We start from the raw sequence: 24650 nt of genomic DNA on the forward strand, positions 1-24650 counted from the left end.
AGGTATCACATTGGTCGACCATTGGGATGCAATGCCGCCGCCTGCGCCCTCATCTCGCATCGAACACGGGGACTCACGCATGGACGGAATGGACGACAGCAGCCTCCCGGCGATTCCGCCGCAACTGGCACCGGGAGAGCAGAGCCTCTCCGACCAGGCCTACACCCGCATCCTCGAGATGCTCCTGGCCGGGCAACTGGTGCCCGGCGAAGCGCTGCAGGAGCGGCGGCTGGCGCAGATGATGGACATCTCGCGCACCCCGGTGCGCGAGGCGCTGTTCCGGCTCGAGGCCGAGGCGCTGATCCTGCGCGGGCCGGGCCGCAAGCTGGTGGTCAACGACATCAGCATCGAGAGCTACGTACGGCTGCTCGACCTGCGCCGCATCCTAGAGATGGAAGCCGCCGCCCGCGCCACCGGCCGGATCAGCCCCGAGAAACTGGCCGAGGTCGACGAGATGCTGCATCTCGAAACGGTGAGCGCGGCGCAGCACTGGGCGGTGGACGACCTGGTGCACCACACCATCGCCGAGGCCGCGGGCAACCCCATGCTGACCCGCACCATCCTCGACCTGCGCCGCCGCACCCACATCTTCAACACCAACCGCATCTCGCACCGCCGCCGCCCCGGCACCGAGGAGCACCTCGCGCTCATCCGCGCCGCCGCCGGCAGCGATCCCGAGCTGACCCGGCGCCTGATGGGCACGCACCTCGACCACGTGCGCAACGCCATCGTCGATTTCATCCTCGGGATCCGGCACTGACCCCATGACAGACACCACTTCCCAACCAATCGAGCCGACCTCCGCGCCGGGTCGCCTCGGCTTCCTCGCCCCCGGCACGCCGCGGCTGCTGTCGGCGGCGCTGCTGGCGCTCTTCGTCGCGGCGCTCGAGCAGACCATCGTCGGCCCGGTGCTGCCGGATATCCTGGATCGCCTCGGCGGCGGCGCGCTGCTCGGCTGGATCGCCACCGGCTACCTCGTCGCCGCCACCGTGGCCGCGCCGCTCTACGGTGCCATCGCCGACCTGCGCGGACGGCGGCAGGCGCTGCTCATCGCCAACGGGCTCTTCCTTGCCGGATCGGTGCTCTGCGCACTCGCCCCCAGCCTGCCGCTGCTGGTGCTGGCGCGGCTGGTGCAGGGCTTCGGGGCCGGCGGCATGGTCGCCCTGCCCTTCATCATCATCGCCGACCGCGTGCCGATGTCGAAACGCGCCGGATACAGCGCCTATATCTCGACCATCTACGCCGTCGCCGGGCTGATCGGCCCGCTGCTCGGCGGGCTGGTGGCCGAGCGGCTGAGTTACACGGTGGTGTTCTGGCTCAACCTGCCCGCCTGCGCCGCCGTCGCCTGGGGGGTGATGACCGCCCTCGCCCCGCGCGCCGCCACCCGCGGCCGCCGCATCGACTGGCCGGGCGCGGCCTTCCTGCTGCTGGCCACCGTGCCGACGCTGGTGCTGATCGACGGCATCGCCGGGGCGCAGCTGCTGCCCGGCTGGGGCCCCGTGCTGAGCGTTCTGGGCCTGATCGGCTGGATCGCCTTCGGCCTGCGCATGGCGCGGGCGGGCGATCCGCTGATCCCGCTCACCGTGTTCCGCAACCGCACCATCCTGCTCGCGGCGCTGTCGCTCTCGACCTGCCAGGCGGTGAACATCGGCCTCGCGGTCTACCTGCCGCTCTACTACCACGCCGCCTTCGGCTTTTCCCCGGCGCTTGCCGGCGCGGCACTGCTGGCGCTGGTCGGCGGCATCATGATCGGCGCCTACGTGCCGCCCTTGCTGCTGCGCCGCAACCCCGCCTACAAGCCGCTGCTGATCCGCGCGGCGCTGGCGGGAACGGCGCTGGCCGGGGGGTTCACCGCGCTGGTGGCGCTGGCGCCAGCGCCGGGGCCGGTGATCGCCAGCACCTTCGGGCTCGGACTGTCGATCGGTATGCTCTACCCGGTGTTCACCCTGGCGGTGCAGAACGCCGCAGAGCCCGGCCAGATGGGCGCGGCGATCGGCGTTCTGGCCTTCATGCGCTCGATCGGCGGCACGCTCGGGGTCTCGCTGATGGGTCTCGCGGCGCTGAACGCGGGGCTGGCCGGAGAGCCCGCGACCCTGCCGCTCTGGTCGCTGCCCGCCGCCGCCTGCGCGCTGATGGCGGTGGGGCTGGCGGCGAACCTGATGATGCCCGCCCGCAGGCTGAAGGGGTTCCGCTGACGCGGAGCCCCCAAGGGTCTCGAAGAGGGTCTCGAGGCAGGCTCTTCCGCCAGACTCCTCAGGCGGGCGCGACCAGCGCCGCCAGCTTCGCCTCCTGCCGGGCCAGCATGCACTCGACCTCGGCCACGGCGGCGGGCGGCAGCGCCGCGCCGGGGCGCCGCTGCGCCGCAGAAGCGATGGCACCGCGCTTGGTCAGGACGTATTTGCGCACCGCCAGACCGACGCCGGGCTGCTGCTCGTAGCGCACCAGCGGCATGTAGGCCTCGAAGACATCCGCCGCGCGGTCCCAGTCTCCGGCCTGCGACAGGCGCACGATGTCGCGCATCATCTCGGGGAAGCCGAAGCCGGTCATCGCGCCATCGGCGCCGCGCCGCATCTCCTCGGGCAGGAACAGCCCGCCGTTGCCGCAGAGGATCGACACCCGCCGCCGTCCCGCCGCCTCGGCGGCGCGCAGGGCGGTGATCTTCGCCAGCCCCGGCCAGTCCTCGTGCTTGACCATGACGATGCTGTCATGCGCCTCGAGAATGCGCCCCAGCGAGCCCGTGGAGATCGGCACCTTGGTCGACAGCGGGAAGTCCTGCAGCACCAGCGGCACATCCGGCCCCAGCACCTCGACGACCTGCGCGAAATAGCTCTCGACCTGCTCGTTGGTCGCCAGCCCCATCGGCGGCGCCACCATGACGCCCGCCGCGCCGAGATCCATCACCGCCTTCGACAGCTCGCCGATCGCCGCCAGCCCCGGCGCCGAGACGCCCACCACCACCGGCTTGCCCCCGGCGCGGCGGATGGTGGCGGCGGCCACCTCGCGGCTCTCGGCCATGGTCAGCTTCGGCGCCTCGCCCATCATGCCGAGGATGGTCAGACCGTCGGCCCCCTTCTCGAAGTAGAAATCGGTCACCCGGTCGAGGCTCGCGCGGTCGAGCGCGCCGTCCTCGGCGAAGGGGGTCACGGCGATGACGAAGACACCCGCCGTGCGGGTCGTGATGAGGCTCATGTCGGCACTCTCCTGAAAGGCTGGCCGGAGGACCGGCCTGAAAAACGCACCGCCCGGCGCGAAGACCGGGCGGCGCACTCCGGCAAGACGGAGCCGCGGCTTACTCGGCGACCTGGTAGACCACGTCCTCGGCGCTCAGCGTCTTCGACAGCGGCGTGACCTTGTCGACCACCTCGATGTTATGCGCGACGCGGGCCATGTCGAAGTCGTAGCCGTTCGCCTCGAAGACACCGTTGTCGAAGGCGAAGGAGAGCGAGTTCGGCACCATCCGCGCCTGGCTCTCGCGCAGCGTGCCGTCCACATGCGCGACGATGGCGTCGATCGCCGCCTCCGGGTCGTCCTGCGCGGCGTCGTAGGTGCACTCCACCGCCGCCTTGAAGCGCTTCACCAGGTCGGGGTTCTCGGCGATCATCTTGTCCGAGGTGAAGATCGAGGCGTTGTAGATATCGAGCGCGTCGCCGTAGTAGACCGCCCGCACCTTCTTGCCCGCGTTCTCGGCCAGCGCCTGGATGCCCACGACCGAGGTCACGTAGCTGGCCAGCGCGTCGATCCGCCCCTGCAGCAGCAGCCCGTTCAGCGCCGAGCCGTCCGCCGTCTCGACGTTCACCGCGTCCATGCTCGCGCCTTCCATCTGCAGCCCGAGCGGCAGGAAGGAATACGCCGCATTGCCCACCGAGGTGCCGATGGTGCGGCCCTGCAGGTCGGCCAGCGTCTGGATCGGGCTGTCGTCGAGCACCGCGATCGACGCCGGGTTCTGCGACACGATCGGCATGATCGCCTTCACCGGCGCGTCGCTCTCGGCGATGGTGCCGATGATCGTGCCGAGGTCGGTGACCGAGAAATCCGCCACGCCGGTCGCCACCTTAGTCACCGCATCCGCCGCGCCGTAGCCGCGCGAGATCGTCACGTCGATGTCCTGCTCGGTGAAGCAGCCCTGGTCGAGCCCGAGGTAATAGGCGGCCGAGATGCCGCCGGGCGTCCAGTCGAGCTGGAAATCGACCTGATCCGCGGCGCGCGCCGCCCCGGCAGCGGCGGTCATCCCCGCAACTGCCCCCGCAACAAGCACCGCGCTCGGAAACGTTGTCGGCATGATGGATTCTCCTGTTGGTCTGTTTGGTTTGTCGTTGGCATACCATTAGGATACCGATACGCTCCGACAAAGCGAATAACGCAAGACCGGGCCGATCCAGCCCCCAAGATCCCAACGTGAGAGGAAAAATCATGCAGATGGAAAAGGTCCTCGCCGCCTTCGAGGCGCGGCAGCAGGAAATGGTGGCCCTGCGCCACGACATCCACATGCATCCCGAAACCTCCTATGAGGAAGTCCGCACCTCGGCGCTGGTCCGCCGCAAGCTCGACGAGTGGGGCATCGAGAACCACGCCGGGCTCGCCGGCACCGGCGTCGTCGCGGTGATCCGCGGCCGCCTGCCCGGCAACCGCGCCGTCGGGCTGCGCGCCGACATGGACGCGCTCAACATGGACGAGACCAACAGCTTCGGTCACCGCTCGACCATCCCCGGCAAGTTCCACGGCTGCGGCCATGACGGCCACACCACCATGCTGCTGAACGCCGCGCGCTACCTCTCCGAGAACCCCGATTTCGGCGGCACCGTGCATTGCATCTTCCAGCCCGCCGAAGAGGGCGGCGCCGGCGGGCTGCGGATGATCGAGGAAGGGCTCTTCGAGCAGTTCCCCTGCGACGCGGTCTACTCGCTGCACAACAAGCCCGGCGTGCCGGTCGGCAAGTTCATCACCCGCGTCGGCGGCCAGCTCGCCTGCGCCGACCAGTGGGAGGTCACCTTCCACGGCACCGGCGGCCACGCCGGCGCGCCCGAGAAATCCGTCGACCTGATGACCGCGCTGGCGCATTTCATCCTCGGCATCCAGGGCATCGTGGCGCGCAACGTGGTGGCGCAGGAATCCGCCGTGCTGACCATCGGCGTGATCCAGGCCGGCAGCTCGCACAACGTCATGCCCTCGAAGATCGTGGTCACCGGCACCGCCCGCTGCCACAACCCAGAGGTGCGTGACCTTCTGGAAAAACGCCTCAAGGAAGTCGCCGACAGTTCCGCCGCCATGTGCCTCGCCCGCGCCGAGCTGGACTACCAGCGCGGCTACCCGCCGCTGGTCAACGCCCAGGCCGAGACCGACAAGGCCGTGGCCGCCGCCGCCGCGGTCAGCGGCATGGAAAACGTCGACCCCAACTCGCCGCCGATCAACGCCGCCGATGATTTCGCCTACATGGCCATCGCCCGGCCCGGCTGCAACGTGATGATGGGCAATGGCGACGGGCCGGAGTGGAAGAACAACCACCGCCCCGACTACGACTTCAACGATGCGGCGATCCCCTACGGCTCGGCCTATTGGGTCTCGGTGGTGAACCAGGAGCTCGGCCAGGGCGCCGACACGCAGCAGTCAGCCGCCTGACCCCCCTGCCCTGCCCCACGCGTCCAGAACGACAAAGGCCGGCGTCCCCGCCGGCCTTTCCCATATCCGCAGAGGCGCTGCGCCGAGGCGCCGCTCACTCCCCCGCCTTGGTCTTGATCGACCAGCCGAAGAACGCCCGATGCGCCCAGTTCACCGCCTCGTAGAGCACCACCGAGATCACCGCGAGGATCACCACGCAGGCGGTCGCCGTGGGAATGGCGAACTGCGCCGTCGAGGAGGTCACCAGGAAGCCCAGCCCCTTGTTGGCGTTGACGAACTCGGCCACCACCGCGCCGACCACGGCGACGGTCACCCCGATCCGCAGCCCGCTGAAGATGAAGGGGATGGCGCTCGGCAGGCGCACGCTGAGGATCTCGCCCATGCGCGAGGCCCCGGCGACCCGCGCCAGGTCCAGCATCTCCTTCGGCGTGTCCATCATCCCGGCAGCGGTGTTCACCATGATCGGGAAGAAGCAGGTCAGCGTCACGATGATCAGCCGCGTCGTCATGTCGGTGCCGAAGATCACCACGAGGATCGGCGCGATGGCGATGATCGGAATCGCGTTCAGGAAGACGATCAGAGGGTAGATCATCTCCGAAATCGTGCGGTTGACCGAGACCACCACCCCCAGCGGAATCCCCACCACGCAGGCGCAGACGAAGCCGAGCAGGATGGTCTTCAGCGTCTCGAGCGTGTTGCTCAGGATCGCCGGGCCGAGCTTGCCGCCGCCCTCGTAGATGTCGAGCGGCGAGGGCAGCAGGTAGACCGGCACGTCCAGCGCCTCGCTCAGCAGCTGCCAGCCCAGCAGGAAGCTCAGGAAGGTGCCGACGGGCAGGACGATCTTTCTCAGGGCGGGGCTCATGCGCGGCGTCCTTTGCGGCTCAAACGGGGTCCGAAGATGTCGTCGCGGATACGCTGCGACAGGGCGAGGAAATCGGGCCGTGCGCCGCTCTCGGCGCCGCGCGGCTTCGGCACGTCGATCTCGACCAGGTCCTGCATCCGCCCCGGCCGCGCCGACATCACCGCCACCCGGTCCGACAGCAGCACCGCCTCGTTGATCGAATGGGTGACCAGCAGGATGGTCTTGCGGGTCTCGGCGTGGATATCCAGCAGATCGAGCTGCAGGTCCTCGCGGGTCAGCGCATCCAGCGCGCCGAAAGGCTCGTCCATCAGCAGGATCTTCGGATCGAGGATCAGGCTCCGGGCGATCGAGGCGCGCTGCTGCATGCCGCCCGACAGCTCGTGCGGCATGCGGTCTGCCATGTCCTGCAGCCCGACCAGCTCGAGCAGCTCCATGGCGCGGCTCCGATGCGCCTTGGTCGGGCGCTGCAGCACCTTCACCGGGTAGAGCACGTTATCCATCACGCTCAGCCAGGGCAGCAAGGTCGGGCGCTGAAAGACGAGGGCCACCTCGGAAAAGCCGCGCTGCGTCTTGCCGCCACCGATCCATATGTCGCCGCTGGTCGGCTGCTGCAGCCCGGCCAGCATCCGCAGCACCGTCGACTTGCCGCAGCCCGACGGGCCGACCAGCGAGACGATCTCCTCGCGGTAGATGGTCAGGTTCATGTCCTCCACCGCCACCAGCGGATCGCCCTTGGCGGTGGCGAAGGTCACCCCGGCATGGGCCAGCTCGATGATCGGCTCGCGGCGTGCTGTCCCCGCCCCTTCGCGACCTTGCATTCCGAAATCCGGCCTGGTCTCCGGCTTGCTGTGCGCCTCCCGCGCTGGCGTTGCATGGATCATGCTCTCGTCTCCTTTGTCCCCCCGGGACCGGCCTGCAGCCCCGCGTGACACGATGGCATACCAAAGGAACACCAAGCGCCAGAGGGAAGAGCGCCCTGCCCCGCCAAGGCAGCACCGGGCGCCGCCCGGCGCCGAAAACTTGTGCAACCACGGCTCGAATGCCCGCCGGATGATCCATTGATCTCGTTGCTTCTTCCCCTCCCGACCCCGGATATTGCCCGGCGGCGCGAATCTGGCATTCCAATTGTCGACCACTAATATTCCAAGGAGACAGCCATGCCGAGAATTCTGGTGTCAGGGGCGAATCGCGGGATCGGGCTCGAGCTCGCCCGGCAATTCGCCGCAGCGGACTGGGAGGTGATCGGCACCGCCCGCCGACCCGACCGCGCCGACGCCCTGCGCGCGACCGGGGCGCAGGTGCTGCCGCTCGAAGCGGACGACGAATCCTCCATCGCCGCCCTGAAGGAGACGCTCGGCGACACGCCGATCGACGTGCTCATCGCCAATGCCGGCATCGCCCTCAACCTCGAAGCCGGCCCCGCCGAGGTGACCCGCGCCGAGTTCGCCCGCACGATCGGCACCAACACCTGGGGACCGCTCGCCCTCGCCCGCGCATTGAAGCCGAACATCGCCGCCTCCGGGATGAAGACCTGCTGCGCCATGTCGAGCCTGATGTCCTCGATCTCGGCCAACGACTGGGGCACGCAATACAGCTACCGCGCCTCCAAGGCGGGCCTCAACGCGGCCTGGGTCGGGCTTGCCGACGCATGGCGCCCCGACGGCATCACCTGCCTGCTGCTGCGTCCGGGCATGGTCGCCACCGACATGACCGAGGGCCGCGGCATCGCGGTCGAGGACAGCGTCGCCGGAATGAAGCGCGTGGTCGAACAGATCACCGCCGCCGATGCCGGGCGGATCATCGGCTACGACGGGCTCGACGTGCCCTGGTGACCTGTCGCTGATTTCGACCCGCCGACCCCTCTGCCGATCCAAAGGAACCAGACATGCCCACCGTCCTCATCACCGGCGCCAACGCCGGAGCCGGTCTCTCCCTCGCCCGCACCTACGCCCGCCGGGGCTGGGCCGTGCTCGCCGCGAACCCCCGTCCCTTCACCGCTGCCGATTTCGCCACGCTGGGTCCGGACGTCTCGGAGTTGCGCTACGACCCCGGCTCCGACTCCAGCGCCCGCGACCTCGCTCTGCGGCTCACCGGCCGGACCATCGACCACGCGATCTTCACCCACGTCCTGCGCGAGGAAACCGCTACGCCGATCGACCACGTCACCGGCGCAGTCTTCGAACGCGCCATGATGAAGAACACCTTCGCGCCGCTGAGCCTCGCCGCGCTACTGGCCCCGAACCTCGCTTCTGCGGCGAAGCCGGTGGCGGTTGCGCTCATCGATCCCGCGGGTCGCACGGGCCGTTTCCACGGGCCGGCGCAATACGGGCTGCGGGCCTCTCAGGCGGCGCTGGCGCAGATGTGGCGCACGCTGGCAGTGGAGTGGCGGGACAGTGGAATCCATTGCCTTGCGCTGCATGGCGCGGGAGATCCGGATGCGCTTGCCGCCGCGGTGCTGCGGGAGATCGATGCGCCGGATCGGAGGTCGTCGGGCGATATCGTCGACCTGGACCTCGCAGCTACTCCGGCCTGATGCGGGCAGGGATCAAACCTGCTGGATAGTCGGTTGGAGCCTCGGTCGGAGGGGACCCCGGAGTCCCGTCCGACCAACCTATTTTTTACCTCGGTTGGCTCAGAAACTGAGATTATTCCAAGCGAGGTTTTGGCGTGACCCTAGGTTCGAGGGGCCAGCCCCCGCGCTGACGTTCTCAGCCATTGCGGCGCAGTTCACAGCTGTGAACTTTCACGCCGCGCGACGTTCGAGCGCCATCACCATCCGTGTCGACGAGAAGGTGCCTTCACGCGCCTTCTTGGTCAGGTGCCGCAGGTAGCCGCCGGGATTACGAATCTCGGAGAACCTCTGAAGCATGGCGCAGAGAGTTGCAGACGCCTGTTCCGGTCCCATCGCAGCCTTGGCGTCGTGCCAGGCGCTATCGGAAATCCCGGTCATTGGACGGATCTTGTCGGCAGCCCTGACGAGGCCGTTCCAGTCCTGAATTGGGTCCGGCGTGAAGACGGCAATCTCGGAGCATGTCCCAAGAACGAGGCGGAGCGGTGGGGGAGGCGCTGCGCTTTTCTCAGCATCTAGACTCTGTTCTTCGATCTGTTCCGGAGCTTCGACAAGAGTCTCTTCCGCGTCTCTGTGGTGCTGTTCAGAGTCTAAGTATTCTTTAGATGAACTCTGTTGGTGCTGCTCATTGCGAGCGTCACTGCTGCTCATTTCTGCTGTTTCGACATCGAAGAACCCGGTTGCGCGGGCGACGGCAGTGCGCAGTTCACGGGCGATCTGCTCGAGGGTTTCGAGGTCGAGCTTGCGGCGGAGCTGGCGCGCGGTCAGACGGGCAAGATCGGAGAATGCATCCCAGGGGCCATCGGGCGCTTCGAGGCGCCCGAGGTCGGCGAGGGCGGCAAGGTCGCGACGCAGGAGGCTCGCGGTCTCGCGCAGGGCCCTGGTGCGGGCCTCGAGGTCGCGGGCTTCCTCGGCACGTTCGGTGATCTCGCCCGCGCGGTGGAGCAGGGGGCTCAGGTCGAAGCCGAAGGCAATCTTCTCGCCGCCGACGCGGCGGGCGTAGCGCTTGCCGTTCGGGCTGTCGCGGCGGACCAGCAGCCCGGCCTCGACAAGGCGCGCGAGATGGCGGCGCATGGTCGAGGAGGCCATGCCGCCGGCACGGGCGCAGATGGTCTCGTTCGACGGGTGGATGACCAGAGACTTCGCGGCGTCGAGCTTGGCGTCGGGGTGGAAGCTCAGCAGGGCCTGCAGCAGCGTGATGTCGCGATCGGACAGATCGAAGCTCTTGCGGGCCACGGTGAGCTCGCGCAGGAGCTGCCACTTGTCGAGCGCGCAGGGGGAATCGCTGGGCTGCGACCGTGCCCTGAGAGAGGTCAGGACAGCCTCAGCCGTTCGCCCAAAAGGCGTGATGGGGTGATAGCCCATGTTTTTCATTCACGAAGACAAAAAATACCCGTCCCGCGAATCGATTTCGACTTGCGGACAATGGCTCCGGACACTACCTTGAGGGTGCTAAGAACAAGTCAGGGTCTCGTGGAGCGTAAGCTTTGCGGGGCTCTTTCTTTGTCGGGCTCGTGCCTCCTATCTTATTGTTTTCATTGACTGCTCAGTCTTCCGCGCGGCTTTTCCAGCGCGCGTGAAGCTCTTCGAAGACAACCTGCGCCTCGGACTCGATCCAATCGGCGAAACGCGGGTCATCCAATTCCATGTTGAGGCCCTTGGCGGTGCGCTTGAGCGTGCCGGCCTTCCGTCCCGCCACCACCAGCGCCTGCCGCCGCGGCTTTTCCGCCGGCTTGGCCTTGGGTGCCGCGGGACGGGCAGGGGAGGGGGCCAGATGCCCCATCACCGCGTCGAAGGCGGCGACGGAGACGTCTTCGGGCGGGGTCTCGCCGTTGACCACGGCGACCTGGGCACGGGTGTGCACGTCGTCGGCAAGCCGGGCCAGCTCGTCGCGGTCGGCGCCGTTCTCCTCGATGGCACGGGCCATGGCCTCCCAGCGGGGGCGACCGATGCCATGCGCGGCCCCGATGGCGGTGGCGAGGTCGAGGCCGATCAGCTCGGCCACCGACAGCGCCATGGAGATCGCCGATTTGCTGACCGTCAGCACCTCGGCCACCTGGCTCTGGTTGCCGAAGCCGGTTTCGACCAACTCCTTGGCGAACAATGCCTTTTCAATGAAGGACAGGTCGCGCCGGGCCATGTTTTCCGAGATTTGCGCGGTCATCGCATCGCGCTCGTCGAGCGTGGCGACCAGCGCACGGACCTTGGTGACCTTGTCGGAGGTGCGAATCGCCTCGAGCCGGCGTCCGCCGTAGACCAGCAGGTAGCGGCCCTCTTGCTCGGGGTGACGGCGCACGAGGATCGGCACGGTCTGGCCGTTCGCCTCGATCGCGTCACGCAGGTCGTGCACGTCCGAGGGGTCGAGCCGGTCGCGGGTGCGCGTGTCGTCGATCTGCGTCGGGTCGAGCTCCCAGATGCGGTGGCTGTCGACCGCGTCCCGGGCGGAGCGCAGGGCGCGGTTGGAGGCCATCATCGGAGAGGCCGCGCCGCCCTGCTTGCCGGCGGCGGCGAGGCTGTCGAGCATCGACATGCGTTTCTTGCGGGTGTCACTCATCGGTCAATCCCTCATCGGCGCGCTCAACGCCCCCAGGTCTTCTGGATCAGTGCGGCGATCTCGTCGTTCACCGCGTTGAGGCTTTCGAGCGCGCGGTCGTAGGTGGCGCGGGTGAAGGCGCTGCGGTCGACCTCGTAGAGCGTCTGCTTGGTGAGGCCGGCATCGGAAATGGCGGTGGACTTCAGCATCGGCGCGTTCAGCACCTTCTCGCCGTACATGGTGCGCAGGAAGGCGACGATGCGGTTCTGCGGCGCGTCGGTCGGCTCGTAGCGGGTGAGCAGGTAGCGCATCCAGTCGTGCTTCATGTTGGCGCCGCTCTCGGCGATCACGTCCATGAGGTCGGCGGTCATGCGCAGGAACTGCGACATCGACATGACGTCGAGCATCTCGGGGTGGATGGTGACCAGCACGCCGGAGGCGGCCGAGAGCGCCGACATGGTCAGGAAGCCGAGCTGCGGCGGGCAGTCGATGACCACCACGTCGTAGTCGTCGTCGACCTGCGACAGCGCGTCCTTGACGCGGAAGAAGAACAGCCCGGCATTGCCCTGCGCCAGCGCGCGGGGGGTCTCGTGCTCGAATTCCATCAGCTCGAGGTTGCCGGGGATCAGGTCGAGCCCGGGGATGTAGGTCGGGCGGATGACATCGGTGATCGGCACCGGGTCATCGTAGCGGATGGCGTCGTAGAGCGTGCCGCCGTCGGGCAGGTCGAACTCGGGCTGCACGCCGTGCAGCGCGGTGAGCGAGGCCTGCGGGTCGAGGTCGATGGCCAGCACCCGGTAGCCCAGCAGGGCCAGGCGCTGCGCCAGGTGCGCCGAGCTGGTGGTCTTGCCCGAGCCGCCCTTGAAGTTCATCACGCCGATGACCTGCAGGTGGTCGAGGTATGTCTGCTCGCTGCCCTCGGGGGCGCGGCGCCGGCCGGGCAGGTAGTCGCCGGGCTTGCGGGCGGTCTTTTCCAGCAGGATGCGCAGATCGTGGATGTCGTGCACCGAGTAGAGCCGGCGGTTGCCGGGGGTCAGCTCGGGGGAGGGGCCCTTGCCGTCGAGATGCAGCTTGCGAAGGTAGGAATCGTTGACCCCGAGGAGCGCGGCGGCTTCCCCGGAGGTGAACTTGCGCATTTCCTTCGCCGCGTCGGGCGGGAACATGCTTTCGGCCTGCGCATGAAGCTGCGCGGTCAAACGTTCGGAATGGTCACGAATGACCGTGTTCAGGTCTTCGTCTTCGGTGATATCCTGCATGCGCACGGTATCCTGCTCACTGTCTTGCCTCTGTGCCGTGCCCTTGACCGCTTGTATCCGACGGGGTCCTGTGCGCCCTGTCGTGTTCACGGTTTTTGGCGTGTTCCGGCTCTTTTTCGTGACTATTGCCGGAGAGGCACGAGTCGCGCAAGAAGTTTTCCACACCAATCAGTGGGATGAGGGGTTTCGAGCACGCTCGTTGACCGTTCGGACGCCCGTGCCATATACTACTGGGTAGCAAAAGAGGGTGCCATGAGCGTCAAATCTTCCATCTCGCTGACCGACTCGCAGGATGCCTATGTCCGCGGCCTCGTGCACGAGGGGCGATTCCCCTCGGTGAGCGCGGCGCTGCAGCACGGCATCGAGCTGATGCGGCTGGAAAGCGAGCAGACCGAGGCGCTGCGCCGGCTTCTCGAGGAGCGGCGGGGCGGGGAGTTCCTGTCGATGGACGAGGGGCGCGCGCGCACCGAGGCGATGATTGCCGGCAAGCGGCGGGCGCGTGGCCTATAGAGTCCTGCGCGCGGCGGCGGTCGAGCGGGACCTCGAGCTGATCTTCGATTTCGTGGCCAGCAGCGCCGAGGCGCTGGGGGAGCCCGCCGAGGCGGCCTTCGACATGGCAGCGCGGCGGATCGGCGGCATCCTCGACGCGATGGAGGGGCTCGGGGCCGTGCCGCACCAGGGCACGCGGCGGCCGGAGCTGGGGCCCGCGCTGCGCCATGTCACCAAGGATCGGGCGATCTTCTATTTCGACGTGGATGACGCCGCCGAGGAGCTGCGGGTGCTTGCGGTGTTCTTCGGCGGTCAGGATCACGACCGGCGGATCCTGCTGCGATTGCTGACCGGGGCGTGAGCCGGGGCAGGGGCTATCTGGCCCGGCAGAGCGTGTGGATGACCTTGATGTCGTCGCCGAAGTCCGCGTGGCCGGGCAGGTAGTCGCGCGCGCCGGTGATCTCGAGCACGGACCAGCTGCCCTCGGCCTCGAGCGCCGAGAGGGTCTTGTCGAAGCCGAGCGCCTGCCAACGGTCGGTGCGCTGCGTGAAGGTCACCAGCCCGCCGGGACGCAGGCAGCGGCAGATATCGCGCAGCAGCGCCGCGGCGTCGTCTATATAGGTCAGCACGCCGACGCAGGCGGCCGCGTCCATGCTGTCCTCTTCGATCGGCAGCGGCAGGCTCTGGAGATTGTGCGCGACGATCTCGGCGTAGATGCCGCGCTCGCGCGCCTTGCGGATCGATTGCACCGAGATGTCGAGGCCGGTCAGGTGAAGCGCGCCGCGCTCCTGCAGCGCCTGCCCGAAGAGCCCCGTGCCGCAGCCGACGTCGAGCACCCGCGCGCCCCGCGCCAGGTGAGGCAGCAGCATCTCTGCCGAATCGCTCGGGGTCCGGTAGTTCCACGATTCGAGCGTGGCATCGTAGGTCGCGGCCCAATCGTCGTAATAGGCGGTGATCTGGCGGTGGTCGGTGCCGCCGGATTTCAGATCGAAGGCCTCATTTGAACCGTTTTTCGCTCGTCTTGTGGTCATGGAAACCCTCCTGCACGCCAATCCGGCGCCGACAATTCCGCTGCTTTCTTCGACACCCGTCTCCGGCAGGGTCGATCGAGACAAGGCGCCCTGCCGAAAAATGGCCGAGGCAAGTCCTGCGTCCGCGCGCCGCAGGCAGAGGGTATGGGCAGAGGCGCCGAAGGTCAAAAAGCGCCGAAAAGGGTTCGACTTCCGAAAGCAGAGTCGTGTTCCGGTTGCCAAGATGCGGCGCGGCGGGTCGATGCCGCGGCCTGAAGGTTGCCCGATGTGAGGATCGTCGCAGGGATATATTCTGAATTTTAATTGCAATCTTTTTGGAATTGAATTCCGCCATATTTTTGACGCCACTCATTGGCGATGTGGGTTTATTGTAAACAGGGCGTGAGCAATATGGATATTTGGCGAGAATTGTACTAGGCCTTGACGCGTATCGACGTGGTAGTTTGGGTTGTTGAAAATGGGACTGGAGAAGTTTTCGGAGAGTCGTGGCGAGGCGCTGGACCGGCTTGGCGCATCTGCTCCGACAGGCCTGAAAGTCCCGACCGGCCACGACAGCGCGCCAGGAAGCAACGGCTGGGCGAACTGGCCCCCGAACATTCGCGATCTTTCCGCCAGGCGGGACGGCCGCGGCGATGGAACCGCACGCACGCTGATCGGAGCAAAGATATCCTCCTACTCGGACGGTGAGGGATACCTTTTCGATTTCGCGCGGTCCGTGTTGATCGGGCCGAGCGGCATGCCAACCAGTTTGAGTGCCGTCTTCCGTTATGTCCGGGAGCTCGAAATCCGCTTGCAGCACGCAAAGACTCCGGAAGCGATGCTGGACCTGCTCCGGCGGCATGCGCCCGAACGGGAAGTCGTCGACCCGCTTTATTTCGAGAGCTGACCCTCGGTCGCCGCGCCCCGGCGTGGCGCAGCGGTCGGGCAAGGCGGCTCGCAGTGCCGGAGCCTGGCACGCTGTGCGCTTTTTCCAAATCGTCGGGGCGGGGGAACCGCCGGGATGCCGAAGGGCGCGGCTTGCGACCGCGCCTCTGCGCCCGGTTTGGCGGGTTCGTGCCACCGGCCGCGGCTTCTTGCTGCCCGGGTCTTCCCGACCGGGGGTTTCCGCCTAGATCCCCGATTTATGTCAGATGCTTCAGGCCGCCATGTTACTGTCTTGCCCACCCCTGAGCGGAGCGCGACCATGATCCCGTCTTTCGCCTTCTTCGCCTTCGGCCTCGCCTATGCGGGGTTTTCCTTCCTGCTTGCCCTGCTGTTCCGCGACGGGGTCATCGCCGATCTGCGCGGCTCGGTGACGGAGGATCTGGACGTCTCGCTGTGGTACGTCGGGGTGATCGCGCTGCTGGTCGCAGCCTGGGCGCTGCGCGCCGAGACGCGGCGGGGCGCCAGCCGGGGCAGGGCGGCGGGCAGTGTCGCGATGGTGTTTGCGGCCATTCTCTCGCTGCACCTGGGCTTCACCCTGTTCAAGACCACGATGCCCGAGATCGTGCCCTATTACGCCGATCCCTACCTGGCGCGCATCGATGCCTGGCTGCATGGCAATGCCGACCCCTGGGCGGTGATCAACCGCGTCTTCGGCCCCGACACCATGCTGACGCTCACGCCGCTCTACCACGGGCCCTGGCTGATCGCCGCCTTCCTGTTCCCGGTCATCCTGGTGGCCTGCGACGACGACCAGGCGCGGGTGAAGCGGTACCTCGTGCTCTACTGCGCGAGCTGGATCGTGATCGGCAATGTGCTGGCGCTGGGAGGCATGTCGGTGGGGCCGGTGTTCTACGACCGGGTCTACGACAGCAACCGCTTCGCCATGCTGACCTGGACGCTGCGCTTCGCCGGGGTGGAGGGTTCGACCATGGGCGCGCTGCAGGACTACCTGTGGCAGATGTATGCGGCCGGGCGGGGGAGCTTCGGCACGGGGATCTCGGCCTTCGCCTCGGTGCATGTCTCGGTGGCCACGGTGGTCGCGCTCTATTGCGGCGAGCGCTCGGCGCTGCTGGGCCTGCCGGCGGCGCTGTTCTGCGGCACCATCCTGCTGCTGTCGATCTGGAGCGGCTACCATTACGCGGTGGACGGCTACTTCTCGATCGGGGTCATGGCGCTGCTGTGGATCTCGCTGCGGCGGCGCGCGGGGCTTGTCGAGCTCCGCCCGGCAATGCGCGGCGTGGCCCGGCCCGAACCCATGCGGGTGCGCAAGGACTGAGGCGCCGGCATGATGCGATGGCCCGGCCGGGCGGTTGCATTCGCGCCGGTCGCTGGTAGGGCTGGCGCTTTCGCCCGAACCCCGACCCAGCCCCGAGAGGCCCCTCATGTCCGACCTCGAAAATGCCCTGATCATCCACGTCTTCGGCGAGACCGATTACACCTCCTTCCTCTACCCCAAGAAATCCTTCGGCGGGCAGGAGGCGATCTTCGGCACGCCGCGCGCCGAGGTGATGGTCAAGACGGTCGGCGCCCTGCTCGGCTTCGACAACTGGGAGACGCTGCGCGAGAAGAGCACGCCCGCCGGGGCGAGCTACGAGGATGCGTTGTCGGAGAGCGTGCTGCACCTGATGAACGGCGCCGACGACGTGAACTTCGCGCTGGAGAACGACTACAACATCGTCCTGCTGGGGGTGTTCCGCGGCCCCGATGGCGCGGCGGGGGAGCCGGCATTCAGTGCCCGGGTACTCGGGGTCTCGCGGACCTCCTCAGCCGATGTCGACGTGCACGCGGGTCTGGCGCGCGACGGGGTGCTGGCCATGGCGCCGATGCTGCGCGACGAGATCGCCGGGGGCACACTCTCGAAGACCGGGATCGTCGCCGAGATCATCAGCACCGGCGACGGCGCGGGGCTGACTGGGGACGACGCGGCGGAGGCCCCGCTGCCGAACATGGTCGCCTTTCACGAGACGGTCACCGAGAAGGGGCTCGAGACGGTGGTGCTCTGCGCCTGCGAGCCCGAGCTTGCCGCCGCGATGAGCGCGCCGGAGAGCACGCTGGCGGTCGGGCTGGTGGCGGCGGTGATCCCCACGCCGCACGGGCCGGTCGGCTACTGGCTATGGCAGGTGGTGCCGGGCGCGGTGCCGGGCTTCGTGCAGGAGCAGTTCGTCGATCCGCATGACTTCCCAAATGCCACCTACGACCGCCTCAAGTCGGGCGACGAGGTGCGGTTCCTCGTGGTCGACCGGGAGAGCCACATGACGACGCGGGTGGTCACGCTGGACGCCGGCTCGCTTGGGCTGGAAGACTTCGAGCGCAGCGCCATCGAGGCCGCGCGCATGACGATGGAGGGCGATTTTTCCGCCGCCTGCGATTACGTCATGGCCCATTACAGCGTCGGCGATTTCCTGGATCAGGCAAAGCACTGATCCGAAGAGGGTGGGCTGACGCAGGGGCCGTGGCGCTGCGGTCCTCGTCGCGCCGTGGCTCTCTGCGGGCGGGCAATTGATGCGCCGAAACAGGGGGAGCCGGGCGGGAGTCCGTCTGTGCGACGATTGATATTTTCAATCGATAGACGGAACAGCGAAATTGATTGGCTATCATGATCCGGGCCATAGGGGGGCATGCTGCCGTGCAGCATCCCTCCCGATGCGGCGCCTCCCGCCGCCAGACGACCCGGAAAGAGCCCCGTGCAACCGACCCATGAAAGCCGACCAAGCCTGCGCCTTGCCTGCGGCGTCGCGCAGCCCGCGCGCCGGGCGCTGATCGAGGAAACGCCCGTCGCGGTGGTCTTCGACGGCGCGACCCAGGCGGTGCTGATGACCAGCCCGAGCGATCTCGAGGATTTCGCCGTGGGCTTCGCGCTGTCGGAGGGGATCATCACCGATGCCACGCAGCTGCGCGAGATCGAGATCGTGCGGCAGGAGGCGGCCGGGGGCGGGATCGAGGCGCGGGTCTGGTTGCAGCAGGACCGCTCTGCCGCGCTGACCGCGCGGCGGCGGTCGGGGATCGGGCCGGTCGGCTGCGGGCTGTGCGGGATCGAAAGTCTCGAAGCCGCCATGCGCCCGCTGCCGCCGGTGCCCTTCCGGCCGCTTGGGCTCGGCGCCGAGGAGGTGCTGGCCGCGCCCGATCTGCTGCGCGAGGGGCAGGCGTTGCACGCGGCGACCCGCGCCGCCCATGCCGCCGGGTTCTACCTGCCCGGACGCGGCATGCTCTGCCTGCGCGAAGACGTGGGGCGGCACAATGCGCTCGACAAGCTGCTCGGCGCCCTGCTGCGGCAGGGCATCGACCCCGGGGCGGGGGCGATCGTGATGACCAGCCGCCTGTCGGTCGAGCTGGTGCAGAAGACCGCCATTGCCGGCTGCGGCTGCCTGATCGGGGTCTCGGCCCCCAGCGCGCATGCGCTGCGCCTGGCCGAGCGCGCCGGGATCACGCTGATCGGCTCGGCCCGCAACGGCGCGGCGGATGTTTTCAGCCACCCCGACCGACTGACCCTCGCCGTCGCGCAAAGCGCCTGACGGCCTCTCCCAGACAAGACACGGAGCCAGATCATGGCCAAGGACGATTTCACCGGAAGACCCTCTCGAGCGGCGGGCGGCTGGGGCGCGCTGAAGAGCGTCGGCAAGCACCTCATGGGCAGCGGCGTGCCGCTGCGCGGGGCGCAGACCCTGCTGCGCGCCAACCAGGAGGACGGGTTTGACTGCCCCGGCTGCGCCTGGGGCGATCCGGAGCATCGCTCGTCCTTCGAGTTCTGCGAAAACGGCGTGAAGGCCGTCGCCTGGGAGGCGACGCGGGCGCGGGCGACGCCGGAGTTCTTTGCCGAGCACAGCGTAAGCGAGTTGCGGAGCTGGAGCGATTATGACCTCGAGCACCAGGGCCGGCTGACCGAGCCGATGCGCTACAACGCCGAGACCGACCGCTACGAGGCGGTGAGCTGGGAAACCGCCTTCGAGGGCATCGGCGCGGCGCTGCGCGGGCTCGATCACCCGGATCAGGCCGAGTTCTACACCTCGGGCCGGGCCAGCAACGAGGCGGCCTTTCTCTACCAGACCTTCGTGCGGCTTTTCGGGACCAACAATTTTCCCGACTGTTCGAACATGTGCCACGAGGCCAGCGGCGTTGCGCTGAACGCGGCCATCGGCATCGGCAAGGGCACGGTGCGGCTCGAGGATTTCGAGCTGGCGGATGCGATTTTCGTCGTCGGGCAGAACCCCGGCACCAATCATCCGCGGATGCTGGCCGACCTGCGACGGGCCACGGCGCGCGGCGCCCGGGTGGTGGCGGTCAATACGCTGAAGGAAAAGGGCCTGAAGCGCTTTGCCGACCCGCAGGACAAGCTCGAGATGCTGAGCGGTGGCAGCAAGCCGACGTCGACCGACTTCCTGAGCCCGCGGCTCGGCGGCGACATGGCGCTGTTCCGCGGCATGGCCAAGGAGATCCTTGCCGAGGATGATCTGGCCCGCGCCGAAGGGCGCGCGCCGGTGCTGGACGATGCCTTCCTGGCGGAGCATTGCGACGGGCTCGACGCCTGGCGCGCCGAGGTGGAGGCGACGCCCTGGGCGCAGGTGCTGGAGCAGTCCGGCCTGAGCCGCGAGGAGATCCGCCATGCCGCCGAGGTCTACATGTCCTCGGGGCGGGTGATCCTGACCTGGGCGATGGGCATCACCCAGCACCGGCACTCGGTGGCGACGATCCGCGAGATGGTCAACGTGATGTTCCTTCGCGGCAACATCGGGCGACCCGGGGCCGGTCTCTGCCCGGTGCGCGGCCATTCCAACGTGCAGGGCGACCGCACGGTCGGGATCAACGAGCGCCCCTCGGACGACTTCCTCGACGCGATGGAGCGCGAACTCGGCGTGGCGATGCCGCGCGCGCCTGGCCACAACGTGCTGGGGGCGATCGGGGCGATGCTCGACGGGCGGGCCCGGGCCTTCGTCGCGCTGGGGGGCAACTTCGCCCGCGCCACCCCCGACAGCGCGCTGATCGCCGAGGCAATGCAACGGCTCGAGCTGACGGTCAGCATCGCCACCAAGCTCAACCACAGCCACCTGCTGACCGGGCGGCAGTCCTATCTGCTGCCCTGTCTCGGGCGCACCGAGATCGACCGCAATGCGCAAGGAGCGCGGCAGATCGTGACGGTGGAGGACTCGATGAGCATGGTGCATGGCTCGGGCGGCTTCAATCCGCCCGCGAGCCCGGCGCTGAAGTCCGAGGTCGGCATCGTCGCGGGGATCGCGGCGGCGACGGTGGGCTCGAAGGTGGTGGACTGGGGCGCGATGGCCGGGGACTACGACCTGATCCGCGCGACCATCGCCCGCGTGCTGCCCGACTTCGGCGACTTCAACGCCGCGGTGCGCAGCCCCGGCGGCTTCCACCTGCGCAACCGCGCGGCGGAGCGGATCTGGCGCACCGCCTCGGGCCACGCCTGTTTTGGCACCCATGCGCTGCCGCAGGCGACGGAATGGCAGCGCGCGCGCCGCGAGGCGCGCTGCTTCGTGCTGCAGACCTTCCGCTCGCACGACCAGTACAACACGACGGTCTACGCCATGGATGACCGCTATCGCGGCGTCTTCAACGGGCGGCGTGTGGTGTTCATGCACCACGCCGACGTGCGGATGCTGGGGCTGGGGGCCGGCGCGACGGTCACCCTGCGCGGGCTGCATGACGACGGGGTGGCGCGGGTGCTCGAGGGCTACCGTGTGGTGCCCTATGACATTCCGCGCGGCTGCCTGGCGGGCTACTACCCCGAGATGAACGCGCTGGTGCCGCATGGGGTCTTCGGCGATGGCAGCGACACCCCGGCGTCGAAATCGGTGCTGGTGCGGGTGGAGGCGGGCGCCTCGTCCTGAACTTGCGCTGGGGGACCGCGCGGCGTTTGCTTGGAGGTGGCTGTCGTGGGCGCGCAGCGGGCTGGGCGGCGAACATGGCGCAAGGTCTGCTGGCGGGACTGCGGCGATCCCGCCGCAGGGACGAGGGTGGGGCGGTTCGGTGACTTGATCGCCGGGCGCGAGGCAATAAATGTTCTGCATCCGGCCGAGGAACGCCCATGCCCGAAGACCTGCCGCCCCGCATCGCGCCCGCCACCCAGCCGCTTGGCATGCTGGCCAGCCTCCGGGCCGCGCGCAGCAACGTGCTGCGGATCATCCCCGAGATCGCCTACACCCAGCCGATCGTCACCGGCACCACCGGCCACGCCCGCTGGCACATGGTGCAGGGTCCCGAGGGGATGAAGCGGCTGTTCCTCGACAACGTCGACAACTACCCCAAGTCCGAGGTCATGCTGCGCATGCTGCGGCCGGCGGTGGGCGACAGCCTGTTCACCTCGGAAGGCGCGCAGTGGCGCTGGCAGCGCCGGGCCATCGCCCCGGTCTTCGCCGCACGCAACGTCGAGGCCTTGGCGCCGGTGATGACCGCCACCGCGGAGCGCGCCTGCGCGCGGCTGGACGGGGTGGGAAGCGCCGAGATGGTGGCCGAGATGCTCTCGGCGACCTTCGACGTGATCTGCGACGTGGCCCTCTCGGGGCGCGAGCATTTCGACGCCGAGACCTATGGCGCCGCGATCACCCGCTATTTCCTGACGGTGGGGCGGGCATCGCTGCTCGACTTTCTCGAGGTGCCGCCCTGGGTGCCGCGCCCGGCCGAACTGTTCGGGCGCGGGGCGGTGAAGACCATGCACGCGATGGTGGCCCGCGCCATCGAGGCGCGGCGGCGCGAGGCGACCGGGGCGGCGGACGATCTGCTCGACCACATGCTCGCGGCGCGCGACCCGGAGAGCGGACGCACCATGTCGCCACAGGATCTGCTGCACAACATGCAGTTCTTCATCGTCGCCGGGCACGAGACCACGGCGCTGTCGCTGGCCTGGGCGCTCTACCTGCTGGCCCATGACGAGCCGGCGCAGGCCCGGGCGCGGGAGGAGGCGCGGGACGTGCTGCAGGGCGGCCGCTGCGGCCACGAGGAGCTGGAGCGGATGCCGGGGATCACCGCGGTGCTCGACGAGACCATGCGGCTCTACCCGCCGGTGGGCATGCTGGCGCGCAACGTGCGCGCGGTCGACACGCTCTACGATCGCGAGATCCGCCCGCGCGAGACGATCTTCGTCAACACCTGGGCGCTGCATCGCCACCATGCCTACTGGGAGCGGCCCGACCATTTCGATCCCACGCGCTTCGGCTCCGGCGCAACGATCGACCGCTACCTGCACATGCCGTTCGGGGCCGGGCCGCGCATCTGCGTCGGCGCGAACTTCGCCATGATGCAGGCGGGGATCATCCTCGCGACGCTGCTGTCGCGCTACCGCTTCGCGCCGAAGGGGCCGCGCCCCGAGCCGATCATGCACATGACGGTGCGCCCCGACCCCGGCGTCACGCTGGAGGTCACGCCGCTCTAGCGGCGAGGGCCGCCGCCCGGGGCGCGGCCTCGGCCGGGGCGTGCCGGACCCTGCGCGCGACACGCCGAAGGACGGGATCGCCCGGGCGCCTTGCCTGTCCATTGGCAAGGACAGGACCGCTCACCGGGGGCTCTCTGGAGACATGTGCAGGGATTTTCGGGGGAGGGTCCGGCGTGTTTTGGGCGAACGTGGTTTGGGCGAACGCCTCGCGAAGTCCAACGCGCGAGCCGGCCTTTCGGTTTCATGAGCCTGACTCATGCCGGTGATGAGCGACACGGCGTTGGACAAACGTGTTCGGCGCCACACCCTTCCTGCCAAAGTCGCGCGCCCGGAGCTCGTCGCGCGACGCCCCATCGACAGGAAGGAACTCCGATGTCCCCACCCATCGAATTCGAACTTCGCCGCCGGACGCTGATGGCCGGAAGCGCGGCGATTGCCATGAGCGCCGCCGCCGGGCAGCGCGGCGCGGCGCAGTCCGCCGCCCCCGCGGCCGCGCCGGTCGGTCCCGAGAGCACCTCGGTCAGGCTGATGGTGAACGGCGAAGAGCGCGAGTTGACGGTCGACAACCGCACCACGCTGCTCGACGCGCTTCGCGAGCAGCTGCAGCTCACCGGCACCAAGAAGGGCTGCGACCACGGCCAATGCGGCGCCTGCACCTGCACGGTCAACGGCCAGCGCATCAACTCGTGCCTGTCGCTGGCGGTGATGCACGACGGCGACGAGGTGCAGACCATCGAGGGCATCGGCACGCCCGAGCGGATGGACCCGATGCAGGCGGCCTTCGTCGAGAATGACGGCTTCCAGTGCGGCTATTGCACGCCGGGCCAGATCACCTCGGCGAAATCGGTGATCGAGGAGATCCGCGCCGGCATCCCCAGCCATGTCACCGGCGATCTGACCGCCGAGATCGCGCTGACCGACGCGGAGATCCGCGAGCGCATGTCGGGCAACATCTGCCGCTGCGGCGCCTATGCGAACATTCTCGCCGCCATCACCCAAGTCGCCGAGCAGGCCGCCGAAGGAGACGAGGCATGAGAGCGTTTTCCTACGAGAAGGTGAGCGACCCGGCACAGGCCGCGGCGCGCGCCGCCGAGGTGGAGGGGGCCAAGTTCCTCGCCGGCGGCACCAACCTGCTGGACCTGATGAAGCTCGAGATCGAGCGCCCGGCGCATGTGATCGACGTCAACGGGCTCGGCCTCGACGAGATTACCGAGACCGACGAGGGCGGGCTGCGCATCGGCGCGCTGGTGACCAACACCGCGCTCTCGGCGGACGCGCGAATCCGGCGCGACTACCCGGTGCTGACGCGGGCGATTGCCGCGGGGGCCTCGGGGCAGCTGCGCAACAAGGCGACGACGGGCGGCAACCTGCTGCAGCGCACGCGCTGCCCGTATTTCTACGACACCGCCCAGCCCTGCAACAAACGTGCGCCGGGTTCCGGCTGCGCGGCGTTGAGCGAGGGGGCGTTCTCGCGCCAGCTTGGCGTGATCGGCACCTCTGACGCCTGCATCGCCACGCATCCGTCGGACATGGCGGTGGGCATGCGGGTGCTCGACGCGATGGTCGAGACGGTGACCCCCGAGGGCATGACCCGGACCATCCCGCTCGAAGAGTTCCACCTGCTGCCCGGCGACACGCCGGAGCAGGAGAGCGCGCTGATGCCGGGCGAGCTGATCACCGCGGTGACCCTGCCCGCGCCGGTGGGCGGCGAACAGAAGTACCACAAGGTACGGGACCGCGCGTCCTATGCCTTTGCACTGGTCTCGGTGGCGCTGATCCGTCAGCCCGACGGCACCGGCCGCGTGGCGCTTGGCGGTGTCGCGCCGAAGCCATGGCGCAGCGCGGCCGCCGACGCCGAGTTGCCCAACGGCGCGGCGGCGGTGATGGCCGAGCTGCTCGGCGGCGCGCGCCCGACCGAGGAGAACGCCTTCAAGATCACCCTGGCCGAGCGCACGCTCGCGGCCATGCTGGCAGAGGAGTGACGCC

23 protein-coding genes are annotated in these 24650 nt (G+C 68.5%); 15 read left to right on the forward strand and 8 right to left on the reverse strand.

Features of this window, described 5'->3' with window-relative positions; all coding sequences use genetic code 11:
• Window positions 1-79: 79 nt before the first annotated feature.
• Together LC039_RS24185 and LC039_RS24190 are read left to right on the forward strand one after the other, a co-directional pair.
• Window positions 80-760 (forward strand): GntR family transcriptional regulator, encoded by a 681-nt coding sequence (locus LC039_RS24185; RefSeq protein WP_226628993.1) that lies wholly within the window; start codon window positions 80-82, stop codon window positions 758-760.
• A 4-nt stretch (window positions 761-764) separates the two neighbouring features.
• Complete coding sequence (locus LC039_RS24190) at window positions 765-2195, forward strand: MFS transporter (RefSeq protein WP_226628995.1); 1431 nt, start codon at window positions 765-767, stop codon at window positions 2193-2195.
• A gap of 58 nt (window positions 2196-2253) precedes the next feature.
• Here LC039_RS24190 and LC039_RS24195 read toward each other — a convergent pair whose 3' ends face one another.
• Together LC039_RS24195 and LC039_RS24200 are read right to left on the reverse strand one after the other, a co-directional pair.
• Complete coding sequence (locus LC039_RS24195) at window positions 2254-3189, reverse strand: dihydrodipicolinate synthase family protein (RefSeq protein WP_226628996.1); 936 nt, start codon at window positions 3187-3189, stop codon at window positions 2254-2256.
• Between the two features lie 100 nt (window positions 3190-3289).
• A complete protein-coding gene (locus LC039_RS24200; protein ID WP_226628997.1) occupies window positions 3290-4279 on the reverse strand; it encodes an ABC transporter substrate-binding protein in 990 nt (329 codons plus the stop codon).
• A 137-nt stretch (window positions 4280-4416) separates the two neighbouring features.
• Here LC039_RS24200 and LC039_RS24205 point away from each other — a divergent pair, with 137 nt between their 5' ends.
• Window positions 4417-5616, forward strand: a complete 1200-nt coding sequence (locus LC039_RS24205) for a M20 aminoacylase family protein (protein ID WP_226628998.1) — start codon at window positions 4417-4419, stop codon at window positions 5614-5616.
• A 94-nt stretch (window positions 5617-5710) separates the two neighbouring features.
• Here the strand turns inward: LC039_RS24205 and LC039_RS24210 are convergent, their stop codons facing one another.
• Window positions 5711-6478, reverse strand: a complete 768-nt coding sequence (locus tag LC039_RS24210; RefSeq protein ID WP_226628999.1) for an ABC transporter permease — start codon at window positions 6476-6478, stop codon at window positions 5711-5713.
• Window positions 6475-7359, reverse strand: coding sequence for an ABC transporter ATP-binding protein (locus LC039_RS24215; protein WP_226629000.1), 885 nt, complete (start codon window positions 7357-7359; stop codon window positions 6475-6477). Before LC039_RS24215 ends, LC039_RS24210 begins: the two co-directional genes overlap by 4 nt.
• Window positions 7360-7635: 276 nt before the next feature.
• On the opposite strand from LC039_RS24215, the gene LC039_RS24220 reads away from it, so the two are divergent.
• Both LC039_RS24220 and LC039_RS24225 read left to right on the forward strand, forming a co-directional pair.
• A complete protein-coding gene (locus tag LC039_RS24220; protein ID WP_226629001.1) occupies window positions 7636-8310 on the forward strand; it encodes an SDR family oxidoreductase in 675 nt (224 codons plus the stop codon).
• Between the two features lie 53 nt (window positions 8311-8363).
• Entirely contained in the window at window positions 8364-9011 is a 648-nt protein-coding gene (locus LC039_RS24225; RefSeq protein ID WP_226629002.1) for an SDR family NAD(P)-dependent oxidoreductase, read from the forward strand.
• 210 nt (window positions 9012-9221) lie between these two features.
• On the opposite strand, the gene repC is transcribed toward LC039_RS24225, so the two are convergent.
• The 3 genes from repC to repA form a co-directional block, all read right to left on the reverse strand.
• Window positions 9222-10412, reverse strand: a complete 1191-nt coding sequence (gene repC / locus LC039_RS24230; RefSeq protein WP_226629006.1) for a plasmid replication protein RepC — start codon at window positions 10410-10412, stop codon at window positions 9222-9224.
• Between the two features lie 181 nt (window positions 10413-10593).
• Window positions 10594-11601: a plasmid partitioning protein RepB gene (repB, locus tag LC039_RS24235; protein ID WP_226629007.1), complete on the reverse strand. Its 1008-nt coding sequence runs from the start codon at window positions 11599-11601 to the stop codon at window positions 10594-10596.
• Between the two features lie 23 nt (window positions 11602-11624).
• On the reverse strand, window positions 11625-12836 hold the full coding sequence (gene repA / locus LC039_RS24240) for a plasmid partitioning protein RepA (RefSeq protein WP_226629009.1): 1212 nt from the start codon (window positions 12834-12836) through the stop codon (window positions 11625-11627).
• A 252-nt stretch (window positions 12837-13088) separates the two neighbouring features.
• Here repA and LC039_RS24245 point away from each other — a divergent pair, with 252 nt between their 5' ends.
• Together LC039_RS24245 and LC039_RS24250 are read left to right on the forward strand one after the other, a co-directional pair.
• Window positions 13089-13346 carry a type II toxin-antitoxin system ParD family antitoxin gene (locus tag LC039_RS24245; protein ID WP_226629011.1) on the forward strand — a complete coding sequence of 86 codons (258 nt, stop codon included), beginning with the start codon at window positions 13089-13091 and terminating at the stop codon, window positions 13344-13346.
• Window positions 13336-13686 (forward strand): type II toxin-antitoxin system RelE/ParE family toxin, encoded by a 351-nt coding sequence (locus LC039_RS24250; RefSeq protein ID WP_226629012.1) that lies wholly within the window; start codon window positions 13336-13338, stop codon window positions 13684-13686. Before LC039_RS24245 ends, LC039_RS24250 begins: the two co-directional genes overlap by 11 nt.
• Before the next feature lie 13 nt (window positions 13687-13699).
• Here LC039_RS24250 and LC039_RS24255 read toward each other — a convergent pair whose 3' ends face one another.
• Window positions 13700-14356: a class I SAM-dependent DNA methyltransferase gene (locus LC039_RS24255; RefSeq protein ID WP_226629014.1), complete on the reverse strand. Its 657-nt coding sequence runs from the start codon at window positions 14354-14356 to the stop codon at window positions 13700-13702.
• Between the two features lie 457 nt (window positions 14357-14813).
• Between LC039_RS24255 and LC039_RS24260 the strand changes: the two genes are divergently transcribed.
• From LC039_RS24260 to LC039_RS24295, 8 genes are all read left to right on the forward strand, one after another.
• Window positions 14814-15242: a hypothetical protein gene (locus LC039_RS24260; RefSeq protein WP_226629016.1), complete on the forward strand. Its 429-nt coding sequence runs from the start codon at window positions 14814-14816 to the stop codon at window positions 15240-15242.
• A 297-nt stretch (window positions 15243-15539) separates the two neighbouring features.
• A complete protein-coding gene (locus LC039_RS24265; protein WP_226629018.1) occupies window positions 15540-16556 on the forward strand; it encodes a phosphatase PAP2 family protein in 1017 nt (338 codons plus the stop codon).
• 106 nt (window positions 16557-16662) lie between these two features.
• Window positions 16663-17703 carry a hypothetical protein gene (locus tag LC039_RS24270; RefSeq protein WP_226629019.1) on the forward strand — a complete coding sequence of 347 codons (1041 nt, stop codon included), beginning with the start codon at window positions 16663-16665 and terminating at the stop codon, window positions 17701-17703.
• Window positions 17704-17964: 261 nt separating this feature from the next.
• On the forward strand, window positions 17965-18792 hold the full coding sequence (gene fdhD / locus LC039_RS24275) for a formate dehydrogenase accessory sulfurtransferase FdhD (protein WP_226629023.1): 828 nt from the start codon (window positions 17965-17967) through the stop codon (window positions 18790-18792).
• Between the two features lie 33 nt (window positions 18793-18825).
• Window positions 18826-21123, forward strand: a complete 2298-nt coding sequence (locus LC039_RS24280) for an FdhF/YdeP family oxidoreductase (RefSeq protein ID WP_226629025.1) — start codon at window positions 18826-18828, stop codon at window positions 21121-21123.
• A 197-nt stretch (window positions 21124-21320) separates the two neighbouring features.
• Window positions 21321-22664 (forward strand): cytochrome P450, encoded by a 1344-nt coding sequence (locus LC039_RS24285; RefSeq protein ID WP_226629026.1) that lies wholly within the window; start codon window positions 21321-21323, stop codon window positions 22662-22664.
• Between the two features lie 372 nt (window positions 22665-23036).
• On the forward strand, window positions 23037-23699 hold the full coding sequence (gene paoA / locus LC039_RS24290; protein WP_226629028.1) for an aldehyde dehydrogenase iron-sulfur subunit PaoA: 663 nt from the start codon (window positions 23037-23039) through the stop codon (window positions 23697-23699).
• Window positions 23696-24646: an FAD binding domain-containing protein gene (locus LC039_RS24295; RefSeq protein ID WP_226629030.1), complete on the forward strand. Its 951-nt coding sequence runs from the start codon at window positions 23696-23698 to the stop codon at window positions 24644-24646. The genes paoA and LC039_RS24295 overlap by 4 nt, the downstream gene beginning before the upstream one ends.
• Window positions 24647-24650: the final 4 nt, after the last annotated feature.

Origin of the sequence: Alloyangia pacifica (genome assembly GCF_020524285.1) — a bacterium.
GTDB lineage: Bacteria > Pseudomonadota > Alphaproteobacteria > Rhodobacterales > Rhodobacteraceae > Salipiger > Salipiger pacificus_B.

What these genes read in the sequence shown, in the direction of transcription:
- LC039_RS24190 (WP_226628995.1), top strand. Translation starts at nt 765, where the DNA reads ATGACAGACACCACTTCCCAACCAATCGAGCCGACCTCCGCGCCGGGT.
- LC039_RS24185 (WP_226628993.1), top strand. Translation starts at nt 80, where the DNA reads ATGGACGGAATGGACGACAGCAGCCTCCCGGCGATTCCGCCGCAACTG.
- LC039_RS24210 (WP_226628999.1), bottom strand. Translation starts at nt 6,478, where the DNA reads ATGAGCCCCGCCCTGAGAAAGATCGTCCTGCCCGTCGGCACCTTCCTG.
- LC039_RS24270 (WP_226629019.1), top strand. Translation starts at nt 16,663, where the DNA reads ATGTCCGACCTCGAAAATGCCCTGATCATCCACGTCTTCGGCGAGACC.
- LC039_RS24260 (WP_226629016.1), top strand. Translation starts at nt 14,814, where the DNA reads ATGGGACTGGAGAAGTTTTCGGAGAGTCGTGGCGAGGCGCTGGACCGG.
- LC039_RS24205 (WP_226628998.1), top strand. Translation starts at nt 4,417, where the DNA reads ATGGAAAAGGTCCTCGCCGCCTTCGAGGCGCGGCAGCAGGAAATGGTG.
- repC (WP_226629006.1), bottom strand. Translation starts at nt 10,412, where the DNA reads ATGGGCTATCACCCCATCACGCCTTTTGGGCGAACGGCTGAGGCTGTC.
- LC039_RS24225 (WP_226629002.1), top strand. Translation starts at nt 8,364, where the DNA reads ATGCCCACCGTCCTCATCACCGGCGCCAACGCCGGAGCCGGTCTCTCC.
- LC039_RS24255 (WP_226629014.1), bottom strand. Translation starts at nt 14,356, where the DNA reads ATGACCACAAGACGAGCGAAAAACGGTTCAAATGAGGCCTTCGATCTG.
- LC039_RS24285 (WP_226629026.1), top strand. Translation starts at nt 21,321, where the DNA reads ATGCCCGAAGACCTGCCGCCCCGCATCGCGCCCGCCACCCAGCCGCTT.
- LC039_RS24200 (WP_226628997.1), bottom strand. Translation starts at nt 4,279, where the DNA reads ATGCCGACAACGTTTCCGAGCGCGGTGCTTGTTGCGGGGGCAGTTGCG.
- LC039_RS24220 (WP_226629001.1), top strand. Translation starts at nt 7,636, where the DNA reads ATGCCGAGAATTCTGGTGTCAGGGGCGAATCGCGGGATCGGGCTCGAG.
- LC039_RS24265 (WP_226629018.1), top strand. Translation starts at nt 15,540, where the DNA reads ATGATCCCGTCTTTCGCCTTCTTCGCCTTCGGCCTCGCCTATGCGGGG.
- paoA (WP_226629028.1), top strand. Translation starts at nt 23,037, where the DNA reads ATGTCCCCACCCATCGAATTCGAACTTCGCCGCCGGACGCTGATGGCC.
- LC039_RS24280 (WP_226629025.1), top strand. Translation starts at nt 18,826, where the DNA reads ATGGCCAAGGACGATTTCACCGGAAGACCCTCTCGAGCGGCGGGCGGC.
- LC039_RS24215 (WP_226629000.1), bottom strand. Translation starts at nt 7,359, where the DNA reads ATGATCCATGCAACGCCAGCGCGGGAGGCGCACAGCAAGCCGGAGACC.
- repA (WP_226629009.1), bottom strand. Translation starts at nt 12,836, where the DNA reads ATGCAGGATATCACCGAAGACGAAGACCTGAACACGGTCATTCGTGAC.
- repB (WP_226629007.1), bottom strand. Translation starts at nt 11,601, where the DNA reads ATGAGTGACACCCGCAAGAAACGCATGTCGATGCTCGACAGCCTCGCC.
- LC039_RS24195 (WP_226628996.1), bottom strand. Translation starts at nt 3,189, where the DNA reads ATGAGCCTCATCACGACCCGCACGGCGGGTGTCTTCGTCATCGCCGTG.
- LC039_RS24245 (WP_226629011.1), top strand. Translation starts at nt 13,089, where the DNA reads ATGAGCGTCAAATCTTCCATCTCGCTGACCGACTCGCAGGATGCCTAT.
- LC039_RS24295 (WP_226629030.1), top strand. Translation starts at nt 23,696, where the DNA reads ATGAGAGCGTTTTCCTACGAGAAGGTGAGCGACCCGGCACAGGCCGCG.